The organism is Chryseobacterium panacisoli (assembly GCF_008274625.1).
GTDB classification, from domain to species: Bacteria; Bacteroidota; Bacteroidia; order Flavobacteriales; family Weeksellaceae; genus Chryseobacterium; species Chryseobacterium panacisoli.
The window spans coordinates 2,066,777-2,080,434 of the sequence record NZ_VTRU01000001.1; the positions used below are offsets into that span (position 1 = coordinate 2,066,777).

The 13,658-nt window shown below is 35.6% G+C and carries 13 protein-coding genes and 1 pseudogene; 12 read left to right on the forward strand and 2 right to left on the reverse strand.

Annotation, left to right across the window (positions count from 1 at the left end; genetic code table 11):
* Positions 1 to 391: 391 nt before the first annotated feature.
* The 4 genes and pseudogenes from FW781_RS22815 to FW781_RS22745 form a co-directional block, all read left to right on the forward strand.
* Positions 392 to 1,039 (forward strand): annotated as a pseudogene (locus FW781_RS22815) (M1 family aminopeptidase); the annotation flags it as partial.
* A gap of 746 nt (positions 1,040 to 1,785) precedes the next feature.
* Positions 1,786 to 2,508: a DUF3108 domain-containing protein gene (locus tag FW781_RS09200; RefSeq protein WP_149387122.1), complete on the forward strand. Its 723-nt coding sequence runs from the start codon at positions 1,786 to 1,788 to the stop codon at positions 2,506 to 2,508.
* Between the two features lie 154 nt (positions 2,509 to 2,662).
* Complete coding sequence (locus FW781_RS22410) at positions 2,663 to 2,800, forward strand: hypothetical protein (RefSeq protein WP_165790518.1); 138 nt, start codon at positions 2,663 to 2,665, stop codon at positions 2,798 to 2,800.
* 265 nt (positions 2,801 to 3,065) lie between these two features.
* Positions 3,066 to 3,200 (forward strand): hypothetical protein, encoded by a 135-nt coding sequence (locus tag FW781_RS22745; RefSeq protein WP_255812661.1) that lies wholly within the window; start codon positions 3,066 to 3,068, stop codon positions 3,198 to 3,200.
* A gap of 55 nt (positions 3,201 to 3,255) precedes the next feature.
* On the opposite strand, the gene FW781_RS09205 is transcribed toward FW781_RS22745, so the two are convergent.
* Positions 3,256 to 3,954, reverse strand: a complete 699-nt coding sequence (locus tag FW781_RS09205) for a LytR/AlgR family response regulator transcription factor (RefSeq protein WP_149387123.1) — start codon at positions 3,952 to 3,954, stop codon at positions 3,256 to 3,258.
* Entirely contained in the window at positions 3,947 to 4,915 is a 969-nt protein-coding gene (locus FW781_RS09210) for a sensor histidine kinase (RefSeq protein WP_228720162.1), read from the reverse strand. Before FW781_RS09210 ends, FW781_RS09205 begins: the two co-directional genes overlap by 8 nt.
* A gap of 383 nt (positions 4,916 to 5,298) precedes the next feature.
* Here FW781_RS09210 and FW781_RS09215 point away from each other — a divergent pair, with 383 nt between their 5' ends.
* From FW781_RS09215 to FW781_RS09250, 8 genes are all read left to right on the forward strand, one after another.
* Positions 5,299 to 5,904, forward strand: a complete 606-nt coding sequence (locus FW781_RS09215) for a DUF2490 domain-containing protein (protein ID WP_228720163.1) — start codon at positions 5,299 to 5,301, stop codon at positions 5,902 to 5,904.
* 23 nt (positions 5,905 to 5,927) lie between these two features.
* Positions 5,928 to 7,214, forward strand: coding sequence for a CitMHS family transporter (locus FW781_RS09220; protein ID WP_149387126.1), 1,287 nt, complete (start codon positions 5,928 to 5,930; stop codon positions 7,212 to 7,214).
* A gap of 47 nt (positions 7,215 to 7,261) precedes the next feature.
* Positions 7,262 to 8,467, forward strand: a complete 1,206-nt coding sequence (locus FW781_RS09225) for a cation:dicarboxylate symporter family transporter (protein ID WP_228720164.1) — start codon at positions 7,262 to 7,264, stop codon at positions 8,465 to 8,467.
* Entirely contained in the window at positions 8,454 to 9,245 is a 792-nt protein-coding gene (locus tag FW781_RS09230) for a TerC family protein (protein ID WP_149387128.1), read from the forward strand. Before FW781_RS09225 ends, FW781_RS09230 begins: the two co-directional genes overlap by 14 nt.
* Before the next feature lie 115 nt (positions 9,246 to 9,360).
* Positions 9,361 to 9,639 carry a co-chaperone GroES gene (locus tag FW781_RS09235; RefSeq protein WP_034696138.1) on the forward strand — a complete coding sequence of 93 codons (279 nt, stop codon included), beginning with the start codon at positions 9,361 to 9,363 and terminating at the stop codon, positions 9,637 to 9,639.
* Between the two features lie 94 nt (positions 9,640 to 9,733).
* The gene (groL, locus tag FW781_RS09240; protein WP_149387129.1) at positions 9,734 to 11,359 is read left to right on the forward strand and encodes a chaperonin GroEL; all 1,626 of its coding nucleotides are present in this window, start codon (positions 9,734 to 9,736) and stop codon (positions 11,357 to 11,359) included.
* 258 nt (positions 11,360 to 11,617) lie between these two features.
* Positions 11,618 to 12,445: a hypothetical protein gene (locus FW781_RS09245; protein WP_149387130.1), complete on the forward strand. Its 828-nt coding sequence runs from the start codon at positions 11,618 to 11,620 to the stop codon at positions 12,443 to 12,445.
* 306 nt (positions 12,446 to 12,751) lie between these two features.
* The gene (locus FW781_RS09250) at positions 12,752 to 13,375 is read left to right on the forward strand and encodes a DUF6037 family protein (protein ID WP_149387131.1); all 624 of its coding nucleotides are present in this window, start codon (positions 12,752 to 12,754) and stop codon (positions 13,373 to 13,375) included.
* Positions 13,376 to 13,658: the final 283 nt, after the last annotated feature.

The following is a 13,658-nucleotide window of genomic DNA, read 5'->3' on the forward strand; positions in this document are numbered from 1 at the left end:
AAGAATGTGCGTATACAGCGACTTTCAGGGCTGGCAAAACCACCAGTTCACCGGAAGAGGTGAATTTGCTTTGGTCTTCGGAGATTTTAAAGTATCAATGAATGTTCCTGCCGATCATATTGTAGGAGGCACCGGAGAATGTAAAAACTATGATCAGGTATTAACTTCTGATCAATTATCAAGATACAGAAAAGCTGAAAATGCAGCTGAACCTATCGAAATCGTAACATTGGATGAAGCTAAGAAAGCAGAAAAAAACCATTCAAAACAAAGAAAAACATGGGTTTTTGAAGCAAAAGATGTTCGTGATTTTGCATGGACTTCTTCGAGAAAATTTGTCTGGGACGGAATGCGTGTAACGATTCCTGAAAATAATAATAAAGTAATGGCAATGAGTTTCTATCCAAAAGAATCTTATGGTCTTTACAGAAAGTTTTCCACAAAAGCTGTAGCGCATACTATTAAAACCTATTCAGAATTTACCATTCCTTATCCATATCCTGTGGCGCAGTCTGTAGAAGCAGCCAACGGGATGGAATATCCGATGATCTGTTTCAATTTCGGAAGAACCGAAAAAGACGGAACTTATTCTGAGGGTACCAAAAACGGTATGCTCGGAGTGATTATTCATGAGGTAGGACACAACTTCTTCCCAATGATCATCAATTCTGATGAAAGACAATGGGCATGGATGGATGAAGGTCTGAACACGTTTACAGAATATCTTACTGAAGAAAAATGGGATAATAAATTCCCTTCCAAAAGAGGGCCGGCCTGGACGATCGTAGATTATATGAAACTTCCGAAAGATCAGCTGGAACCTATTATGAGCAACTCTGAAAATATTGTTCAGTATGGCCCGAACGCTTATTCAAAACCTGCGACAGGATTGAATATTCTTCGCGAAACGATCATGGGAAGAGAGCTTTTCGACAAAGCTTTTAAAACCTATGCTAAAAGATGGGCTTTCAAGCATCCTGAACCTGCTGATTTATTCCGTACGATGGAAGATGCCAGCGGTGAAGACCTTGACTGGTTCTGGAGAGGCTGGTTCTACGGTACAGATCCTGTAGATATTGCTATTGATAAAGTAACGGTAGCCGTTCCAAATCTGGAGACTGATCCTAAAGCTGCTGCCGAAGTGAAGTATCAGGTTGAAAAACCATTGGTAAACAGTTTTGAAGATCTATCAAAAATCAGAAACAGAGAAGATAAGAATATCAAATTCTATGTAGATGGTGATAAAGATGCCCAGGATTTCTATTACAGATATGACAGAGGTCAGGAAAAAGTAGACAATAATAAAGAATACACGGTAAAAACAGAGGCTAGTCTTCGTTTAGATGCTAAGGATAAAGAGAAGTTTAAAAATATTACAGGATATCAGATCGATTTTGTAAACAAAGGCGGACTGGTAATGCCAATCATTCTTGAGTTCACTTTTGAAGACGGTTCAAAATTGTATGATAAATCTGCTGCTCAGATCTGGAGACTGAATGAGCAAAAGGTTTCCAAGACGTATTATTTTGAAAAGAAAGTAAAATCTATTCAGCTTGATCCGATGAGAGAAACTGCTGATATTGATACCACCAATAATTTCTGGAGCAGCACCGGATCCGGCACTGAAAATTCAAAATTCCAACTCTTTAAACAAAAACAGGAAGGAGGAACTGTAAGAGGAGGCTCAACCGGAAAGGTGAATCCAATGCAGGCCTCAGGAAAGAGTTAAAAACCAAAAGGTTGTAACTTTTAACAAATACAGCACTACTTATTATTAAAAAGATCATGAGAACTATTCTTTTCCTTTTAATACTAAGTAGTGCTAATTTTTTTGCCCAAAATCTGCTGAGTCCGGAAAACTCCGGGATCAATTCAAAATTAATAAAGGATGAAACTACTGAAGCGGTATGGTATGCTGAAAAAGCAGATACAAAAATAGAAATCGGAACTATTGTTACAGACATCAAAAAGCTGAACAAGACTGATCTTCTCATCAAAACAACGGTAAAGCTAAAACAGGCTCCTGATGCAAAATGGACCGATTCTACCCTTGTAAAAATATCAAACTTCGCTCCCATTTATCATTCTTCTTACAACTTAAACAGAGATATGGCTCTCAAATCCGAGAAAGGCAAAGTCACCGGATATTATCTTGATAAAAAATCTCAGAAAAAAGATGATATTGATATTCCTGCTGCCCATTATTTTGACAGCAGCAGCTATGCCATGCTGATAAGATATCTTCCTTTAAAAGAAAATTACACCGCTGAGATTTCTATTTTCGACTACAACCCAAAATCTCAGAAAAAAGGAATGATGAAAGCCTACATTCTGGATACCCAAAAAGCAGAATATAAAGGAAAACCGGTCTGGATGGTAAAAACAAATGATGACATCAGCGGTAAAGCCTCTACCACTACTTACTATATTGATACCACAACAAGAAAGATCGTAAAACAGGATATGGATATGGCGGGAAGAAAAATGTCTTTGGAGATGGTCCAATAGATTACTGAAGAACAAATACCAACATCTTATTTCCGTCTATAAAAAACATAACAACCTGACTTAAAAAGCTTTATATTTGAATAATCATAACACCAAATGTCAAAAACCTGATTGACAATAAATGTTCAGGATTAAAAAAAACAAAATATTACTTATGAAAAATGCCAAATTACTAAGCAGAGATGCTCAGAAAACCATCAATGGCGGAATTGCTGCCAGACTTGTATGCTGCGAACGCGACGATAACGGAAAATGTACTTTATGGATCGGACCGGGACAAAACTGTCCTTAGTTCTATCATCTGATAACAATTTTGAACAAAGCCGGAAGTTTCCGGCTTTCTCTTTTTATATTTTCAATCTTTGTATTGTTTATCTTCCTATTGAATAAAAAGTTATTAACAACTGATAATCAAAATTTTATTTAAAAAAAAATCAGTAAAATATATCACGTTATAAGGAAAAACAGTATATTTGATTCACTTCTTTTACACCAAATGTCAAACTCCTGATTGACTTTAAATGCTCAGGATTGTACAAATCAAAATATTATTAACTATGAAAAACGCTAAATTATTAAGCAGAGATGCTCAGAAATCAATCAATGGCGGAGCAGCAGGACGCATTTGCTGTGAGTACAATTACAAAGGACAATGCATTCTTTGGATCGGACCGGGACAATATTGCCCATAGTTCATTCATCAGATAACAATTTTGAATAAAGCCGGAAATTTCCGGTTTTATTTTTTTAGCTTAAATGTGCTTTTAAATTCTTTTTATACGTCCTCCCCAATGGAAGCTCTTCCCCATTTTTCAGGAAAACATGACCGGAATTATAAGAATTGATGTGCTCAGACAATACGATATAAGACTTATGAATCCTGATAAACCCGAAATGCTGAAACTTCTCTTCAAAATTTGACATTCTCTCCAGAATCATATACTTCTTCAATGGGGTCATCAGTACAATATATTCCCCGAATCCCTGTATCCACATAATATCTTTAAGGAAGACTTTATTCATCACATAATTGGATTTGAACATAATATAGTCCTCCTGATGATGATTGTTTGCTGAATTTTTGAACTGAACAAAATCTCTTGCTTTATTTACAGCTTTTCTAAAAGTATCAAAATCTACAGGTTTTATAAGATAATGAACAACATCCAGTTCAAATGCTTTCACTGCATATTTTGTTTCTAACGTAAGGAAAATACACAGTGGCGGATCAGGAAGCTGCTGCAAAAGCTCTACTCCATTGATGCCAGGCATATTGATATCAAAAACAACAAGATCTACTTTGTTGGCCTTTAGAAAAGCAAGGGCTTCTTCCGGTTTCTGAAATGAAGCCAGCAGCTCAACATCTTCAAGCTGACCGCAATATTGTTTTACAAGCTGCAGCGCAGGGTATTCATCATCTACATTAACGATAGTCAGGTTAGCCATTGATAGTAATTGTTAAAGCAATTTTATATTGATCATTTTCTTTCGGTCCGGAATAAAATTCATACTGATCAGGATAAAATTTTTCCAATATATGAATAATTGCTTCATTACCCAATCCGTGATAATTAGATTCAGCGGCATGAATTCTATCTTTCCCTACAGAATTTATAATTTCAAAATACAGTTCAGAGCGCTCAATATTACAGAATAATTTTATAAAACCATGAGTATCCTCTCCTATTGCTGAGTGTTTTAAGGCATTTTCAAATAAAGTAAGAAGTATAGCAGACGGGATTTCAGCAATGTCAAATTCTTCCTGCTCTTCAATATCCATGACAATATCGAGCTGATTATTATATTTGAGTTGATACAAAGCTGCAAGTGCTTTCAGTGAAGAAAATTCCTGAGAAACTGTCACTTTTTCCTTTCCGCTGTCATAAATAATATACTTCAGAAGTTTACTCAACTGTAAAATAGAATCCGATGTCTTCTCAGAATGGGTAAAACTGTTCGCGTAAATATTATTAAGGGTGTTCAGCAAAAAATGAGGATTCAGTTTAGACTTCAGCAAATCAAGATAAAGCTGATCTTTTTCTTCTCCAAGGCTGATCACATTCTGCTCTATTAAAAATTTGTCTTTGGTAATCCCCAAAAAAGCTCCTACCAAAATTATGATCCCCTGTGATATATAAATATTATACAAAAAGCCTACATGGTACCCTTTTCCGCTGAAATCTATCTGAAAAACTGCAGGTTCCCACAAAATTCTGAAAAGGCTGGAAACCAAAAAGCAGATTAAAGCATAGAGAATAAACTCCGGATATTTATTGGATAAGTAAAATCTGGGAACAAGGTAATAATATACCAGATAGTAAATTCCAATATTGAAAATTGTATTCAAAATAATACTGATCACCAGCTGAGTGGAATCCAGGAAGTAGTTTTCGGTGAAATAAGTCATCAAAATGAAGATAAAAAGGAAAAATACATGCTGAAACCTCAACAAAAATTTCCAACGGTACTTCATAAGACTTTCCAGAATTTTACCGCTAAATAAAATCCTGATAATCAATAATATAATAATAAAATTAATGATTAAAAACATAGTCCATACCTTATTTTGAAACGCATCAAATATAAATATCTTTTTGTCTCAAAATGCAGTTCGTTGAGAAAAACTGTCATTGATTGAAAAAATCCGGGCCCGCTCTTCCGAATAAATATATTTGAGAAACCGCAATATTAATCAAATATTACATGAAACTTAATATACAATTAACGCTTATTTTATCATTTTGTTTGATAAATGGCCTTTTACACAGTCAGAGCAAAGACAATTATAATATGTGGTTTCAGTACCTGCTATCAGCAAAGCTTACTGATAAAAGTACTTTAACAGCACTTACCCAATACCGTTCTTTTGACCTGGCTTATGATACAAGACTTTTTCTGGTGAATGCTTATGTAGATTATGAAGTGGTGGAAAACATAAAACCTGCTGCCGGAGCCATGTTTTTGATCCTTGAATCTTATAATGCCGACGATTCTAAAAAGATAAGATATGAAAAAAGACCTTTTCAACAGGTAACTGCTGATTATTATATCGGAAGAACCTCAATATCAAACCGTCTTAGAGTAGAAGAACGTTTTATCAGTAATCCTGATGAATTCGAGGTAAGAATCCGATACCTGATCTCTGTCAGAATTCCGTTCAATAAAAAAGGCGAAAAAGAAAAGCTCTACGGTATTCTTAAAAATGAGATAAGAATGAATGTTGATAAGCTAGAACCTTTCGACAGCAATCGTATTACGGCAGGTCTTGGAATAAAACTCGGAAAAAACTCTGCTTTGGAGCTGGCTTTTATCAATCAGCTTGAAACCCAAAAAACAAGTAATTATGGGTTCGTAGGATTCAGAAATAATTTTGACTGGAGAAAAAAGAAACAATAACCTCATTAATATTTACAACAACTATGCTTACATTTCTTGGTTTTTTAATGATTTTCATCTTCATGATTCTCATCATGAACAAAAAGATGACTCCGCTTACCGCTTTAGTACTTGTACCTGTCCTTATAGCAGTGGTGGCCGGATTCGGGCCTGATCTGGGGAAAATGATGAAAGAAGGAGTAAAAGAAATAGCACTTACGGGGGTTATGCTGATTTTTGCCATCCTGTATTTCAGCCTGATGATTGATACAGGACTTTTTGAACCTCTTGTCAATGTCATATTGAAGGCTGTAGGAGATAATCCTGTAAAAACAACCATCGGAACCGCCCTTCTTACCACTTTAGTTTCTTTAGACGGCGATGGCTCTTCCACTTATATTATTGTAGTGGCAGCATTACTCCCGCTTTATAAAAAACAGGGGATGAATCCACTGGTTCTAACCTGTATTATCATGCTCGCTGGTGGTATTATGAATATTTTACCATGGGGAGGACCTACCGCGAGAGTAATGAGTTCTCTTAAACTGGGGCATACAGAAATATTTGTTCCTATGATTCCTGTAATGGTGATCGGGCTGATCTGGGTATTTTTTGTTGCCTATATTTTAGGAGTCAGAGAGAAAAAAAGAATAAGCAAACATGGAAAATACACAAAATACAGCGGACAGGATATTGCCGGCGAGAATGATCCTGCATTAAGACGTCCCAAGCTTATTATTATCAACCTTATCCTGACCATCATCCTTCTTTGCGTGATGATTCTTGATATTATTCCTTTGGGAATTGCCTTTATGATCGCCTTCTGTATAGCTTCTTTGATTAATTACCCGAAGCTGAAAGACCAGCAGAAAATCATTTCAAAACATGCAGGAAATGCATTATCTGTAGCGGGAATGATCTTCGGAGCAGGAATTTTCACAGGAATCTTAAATGGCACAGGAATTATGAATGCTATGGGAAACAGTATTATCAGTATCGTTCCTAAAACCTGGGGTGGCTATCTGAATGTAATCACGGCCATATTCAGTGTACCGCTTACTTTTTTCCTTACCAATGATGCCTATTATTTTGGAATATTACCTGTGATTACAGCAACGGGCAGCCACCTGAATATTCCTCCTGATATTTTGGGACGCGCCAGTCTTGTGGGGCAGGCTTCTCATTTATTAAGCCCTTTGGTTCCTTCCACTTATCTGCTGGTGTCACTGGCAGGTGTTGAATTCTCCGATCATCTGAAATTCACCTTAAAATGGGCCATAGGATCATCAATTGTAATGTTGCTGAGTGCATTGGTTCTTGGTATTATATAAGATTATATCTTTGAATGTTGTAATCTTATCATATAAAAAAACGGATGATGAAACTTAAGCAAAAAACATTTACAGACTCCTATTTAAGAAACCTTACCCTTTATGTTTTTACAGCGATTATCTGTGGAGCATTAACAGGGTATTATTTTCCGGAAGTCAGTAAACATCTGGAAACGGTAAGCAGTTACTTTTTCATGCTTCTTGAGGTTTTGATTATTCCTGTTATTTTCATTGCAGTAACGTATGGAGTAAGCTATATTTTCAGTACTGAAAATGCGATTAAAATTGTAAGCCAGATGGTGATCTATTTCTTAATCATCACCTCCATCAGTATTTTATTGGGAATCGGCGCCGGACTTCTTTTAAAACCGGGAGCCGATACGGGTATTATTATTTCTTCTCACAAAGCACTTCCCGAAAGGTTTTTAGCAAAGACTACAAATCCTTTACATATCAGCAATTATGTACTTTTTCTTTTAATATCAATATCTGCAGGAATACTGCTTGGTCTTTCAAAGAAAAAGGATAACATTCTTAAAGGTTTAGACGCGGGAAGAAATTTGTTTTTTAAGCTCATCAAGTATGTTTATATATTTCTTCCGGTGGTCATTTTCTGTAATATCGCTTATGGAATTTCAGTCTACGGAATTAATACTTTATTGCCATTAAGTAAAATTGTTGCCACAGTATACCTTACCAGTGTATTTTTTATTTTCGGAATATTAGGTGTTATAACAGCTTACTTTAAAATTAACCTTTGGGATTTTCTGATCAGCATCAAAGAAGAAATTATTCTGGTGATAGCCACCTCTTCTTCAAAGACAGCATTTCCGGTAATTTTTGACAAAATGGAATCACAGGGGTATGACCGGAAAATTCTTCGTCTCATTATTCCTCTCGGGTACAATTTTAATCTGGCGGGAGCCTGCATCTACCTTTCCATTTCATGTATTTTCCTTATCCAGTTTTATAATATTCAGCTTACTTTAAAAGATTATTTCTGGCTTTTTATAACCATTTCAATTGCTTCAAAAACCGCTTCGGGAGTACCCGGATCAGGCTTCCTTGCCCTGATGTTTACTTTAAGCCGGTTTGGAAAAATCCCCACTACAGATCTTGCCCTTTTATACAGTGTAGACCGCTTTATGAATGAAGCCCGATCTGTTACCAATTTCATAGGCATTACCGTTTCTGCTGCCATTATTTCAAAACTTAACCAAAATACTATTTCTTTAAAAAATGATGTTTCCTGATTTTACACAACTGTTAAATGACATATTACAAAATCCCGCAAAATCTCTGGCCATTATTGGCAATCTCATCCTTATTGAAAGCCTTCTTTCCGTAGACAATGCTGCAGTATTGGCAACTATCGTCATGGATCTTCCGGAGCATCAAAGAAAGAGAGCTTTAAAATACGGCATCCTTGGAGCTTATGTATTTCGCGGATTAGCTCTTATTTTCGCATCTGTACTGATCTCCATTTGGTGGCTGAAACCACTGGGAGGAATGTACCTGCTCTATATTTCTGTTGACTGGTTGATCAAAAAAATAAAAAACACAAATGATGAAGAAAATCAGGAGGAAACCCCTGACAAAGAATCCAGCTGGCTGTATAAAAATTCAATCGGGCTGCTGGGACAGTTCTGGGCAACCGTTGCTATTGTAGAAGTAATGGATCTGGCTTTTTCTATTGATAATGTCTTTGCCGCCGTAGCATTTTCAGATAATTTACTTTTAATTACCCTTGGGGTCTTTATAGGAATTTTAGCGATGAGATTTATTGCACAGTGGTTTGTCCGCCTGATGCAGATATTTCCTTTTCTGGAAACAGCAGCATTTATTGTGATTGCTGTTTTAGGAGTTAAATTAAGTTTGTCCTTATATGAGCACTTCTACCCTGCTACCGCTTTTGCTCGGTTTTTAGCCAGCCATACGATGGAAATTTTAGTATCCGCTATTACCGTTCTTTTGTTTGTCGTTCCTGTAGCCACCAGTTATCTTATTGGATTTCCAGCCCGCAAAAAATAATTTTTCTGCCAAATTTTCACATTCGGAAACAAAAGTCTGCCATTTCATCCATCAGTGTCTCATGGCATACATTTAGAGAATTACTACGCAGAAATAATTAATAAATAAACATATTATGTCAGTAAACTTTAAACCATTAGCAGACAGAGTTCTGGTAGAACCTATCGCTGCAGAAACTAAAACAGCTTCAGGTATCATTATCCCGGACACTGCAAAGGAAAAGCCGCAAGAAGGTACTGTAGTGGCAGTAGGTCCTGGTAAAAAAGATGAGCCAACAACTGTTCAGGTAGGTGACAAAGTTCTTTATGGAAAATATTCAGGTGCTGAATTGAAGCTTGAAGGAAAAGACTATTTAATCGTAAGAGAAGCTGATTTATTAGGAATCATAGGTTAATTTGTAAAAAGTAAAATGTATTCATGTAAAATGATATTTTCAGGATACAAAATCATTAATACATTGTACAAAGTACATTAATACAATAAAAATTATGGCAAAAGAAATAAAATTCGATATTGAATCAAGAGACGCTCTAAAGAGAGGGGTAGATGCATTGGCTAATGCGGTAAAGGTAACTTTAGGTCCTAAAGGAAGAAACGTAGTAATCGAAAAATCTTTCGGTGCTCCGCACGTAACTAAGGATGGTGTGTCTGTTGCAAAAGAAATCGAACTTGAAGACAGAGTAGAAAATATGGGAGCGCAAATGGTAAAAGAAGTGGCTTCCAAAACTAATGATATCGCAGGAGACGGTACTACTACCGCTACTGTATTGGCACAGGCTATCGTAAGAGAAGGTCTTAAAAACGTAGCTGCTGGTGCTAACCCAATGGATCTTAAAAGAGGAATCGACAAAGCAGTAACTGCAGTTGTTGAAAACTTAAAAACTCAGTCTCAAGCTGTTGGAGATTCTACTGATAAAGTAAAGCAAGTTGCTTCTGTATCTGCTAACAACGACGAAACTATCGGTGCTTTGATCGCTGAAGCTTTTGGAAAAGTTGGAAAAGAAGGAGTAATCACTGTAGAAGAAGCTAAAGGTATCGATACAACTGTAGATGTTGTAGAAGGTATGCAGTTCGACAGAGGATACCAGTCACCTTACTTCGTGACTAACCCTGAGAAAATGTTAGCTGAACTAGAAAACCCATATATCCTTTTAGTAGAGAAGAAAATTTCTTCAATGAAAGAATTATTACCAGTTCTTGAGCCAATTGCACAAGGTGGTAAATCTTTATTGATCATCTCTGAAGAAGTTGAAGGTGAAGCTTTAGCTACTTTGGTAGTAAACAAACTAAGAGGTTCTCTTAAAATTGCTGCTGTAAAAGCTCCAGGATTCGGAGACAGAAGAAAAGCAATGCTAGAAGATATCGCGATCCTTACAGGTGGACAGGTGATTTCTGAAGAGCAAGGTTTCACTATGGAAAACATCTCTTTGGATATGCTTGGAACTGCTGAGAAAGTAACAATCGACAAAGACAACACAACTGTTGTAAACGGTGGTGGTGATGAAGCGAAAATCAAAGGAAGAGTATCTCAGATCAAAGCTCAGATGGAAACTTCTACTTCTGATTATGATAAAGAAAAACTTCAGGAAAGACTGGCTAAGTTAGCTGGTGGTGTTGCTGTACTTTATGTAGGTGCTGCTTCTGAAGTAGAAATGAAAGAGAAAAAAGACAGAGTTGATGATGCATTACACGCAACTAGAGCTGCTGTAGAAGAAGGTATTGTTGCAGGAGGAGGTGTTGCTTTAGTAAGAGCAATCTCTGCTTTAGAAAACCTTACAGGAATCAATCCTGACGAAACTACAGGGATCAAAATCGTGAAAAGAGCAATCGAAGAGCCATTAAGACAAATCGTTGCTAACGCAGGTGGTGAAGGTTCTGTAATCGTTGCTAAAGTAGCAGAAGGTTCAGGAGACTTCGGATACAACGCGAAAACTGACGAGTATGTTCACATGCTTGAAGCAGGAATCATTGACCCAACTAAAGTAACAAGAGTTGCTCTTGAAAACGCAGCTTCTGTATCTGGAATGCTTCTTACTACTGAATGTGTTATCACTGAAGTAAAGAGCGCTGAACCAGCTATGCCAATGGGTGGTGGAATGCCAGGAATGATGTAATAGCACGTCGATAAGACAAATTTAATATATAAACCGCTCTGCTTTTGTAGAGCGGTTTTTTATTTTGTAGATAACTCCTTTGTTTATCATTTATTACTATTGCGTTTATCCAAAAACAACTAAAAATAAACCGCTGTTTAACAAGCAATTGTACAATACATATATGAAATAAGCGCAATAATATATATGTGATATTTGCGCAATGCGTATATTTGGACGTTATCTGTAATTGCAAAACCAATATCTCGCAAAAAATAAATGACTTTATTAAATGTAATTTGGCCCGCTATTTATGTTAGTGAAGAAGTTCAAAAATTTTGGTATTTAATTTTCCTTACAATAATTATTGAAACCATAACTATTTATGTATTTCTTAAAATTGGTTGGAAAAAATCTGTGCTAATATCAATAATCGGAAATTTAATTTCTGGATTTCTTGGAACTCTTGTGATGATGTTTGCAATGTTAATTTGGCATTTTGCAATTGATAGATTTCTTCCAAATGCAACTTTTGACAAATTTAACTGGATTGCAACTTATTTTTTGATGTGCTTGGGAAGTGTGTGTATTGAAACTTTCGCTATATCAAAAATTTTCAAATTCAGTTTTAAAAAATTATTTATTCCTCTTTTAATTGGAAATGCTTTAAGCTATTTATTTATAGTATTTGCAGCAACAAAAGAAAACGATGTAAAACAAGCTAAACAAAAGCGTATTGAAAATATTTTTTATAAACCATTAAAAAATAATTATACCTTATTAAACAAAAAAGATGTAATGTTTTACACTGCAAAAATTGAAATAGAATACGATGAAAATAATAAAATTTCAAATATCAGTTATCCATTGGAAATAATTTTTAAATATGATTATAGGGATTACTTTATAGATTTTCCGTTTGAACTTCGATTATCGACAGATGAAAATTCCAGCGAAATTGGAAACGGAAGAAAAATAATTTATCTTGACAAACTTTCTGATACTGTAAAAGTAGTCCTTGAACAAAAAAATCCCGATGAAAACATTGGTTGGACAAAACCAATAATTACTGACACACTTAAATTCGTTCGATCAAAAACCGAATAATGCAACTACAGATAACATTATATTGGCAAAATATGGGTTAAGGTTGCCCTTGAAAACGCAGCTTCTGTTTCCGGAATGCTTTTACAACCGAATGTGTAATCACTGAAGTGAAGAGCGCTGATCCAGCTATGCCAATGGGTGGTGGAATGCCAGGAATGATGTAACGGTCAGCGACCGAGGTAGACGTTCTACTTTTTGTAGAGCGATTTTTTGTGGAATGTGGTTTCCCGTATGGAAATCCTATTTTTATATTTTAACTTAGTAAAGAATATATTATAAATTTTCATTTCTTTAAATGTTTAGCCTATGAAGAGTAAACATATTTTACAAAATCTGAAGTTACTTAAAAAAGATATGGAAGACAAAGGCTGGGTTATTGAAGCCTTTACATTCAATTATAAAAACATAAATTATATAGTTCTTGTTAAGCTGTATATAGAAAATGAGAAAAGACCTGAATACGCACTTTTAAAACTTGAATTTATAAAAGCAAATGACCCTGAGCATACTTTAGCCGTTCCTGCCAAATCAAATCAATTGATGATCTCCGCTCAAACATTAAGAGAATTTTTCAATATTAGTTTTTCAACAAATTTAGGAGATATTTTACAGCAGTTTTATCAGCATTTTTCCGGTTTTATTCCTACTCAGGTAAATCCAAATCATCCTGATAATATAAGGCGATTAATGGTTTCTTCACTGTCTAAAAGTGATAGTAAGGATCCTAATAAAATATATTGTTATACAGTAAAACGAAATCCAGATAATGAAAAAAGAACACCATTCAACGATAATAAAACTCAATTACTGAGACCCACTTTGTACGCAAAATTTAAAGAGGAGCCTATGATAAGCTTTTGCTATTCTTTTGATCAAAAAGATGAAAGAACTGATCAAGAAATACTTTTGAAGTTTAGCCAAAGAACATAATGGTTAAACAAGGATTCGCGCGACAGTGGTGATTTTTTTAAATATTCTATTCTTAATAAAATTTCAACTGTTTCCGACGCAAAATACCTCCTTACCTCATCATTTGAGGTTCTGAATATCTCGACTGAGGTTTTGGAACGTTGCTTTTAGGGTTCTGAAATACTCCTTTGAGGTCTTCAGGTGCTATTGATAGGTTTACAACCCAAAATTTCCGGTTGGTGAACCCCAACGGATGGGTTTTATATAGCTTCGGATGGGTTTAGAACCACAAAAGAATATTCTG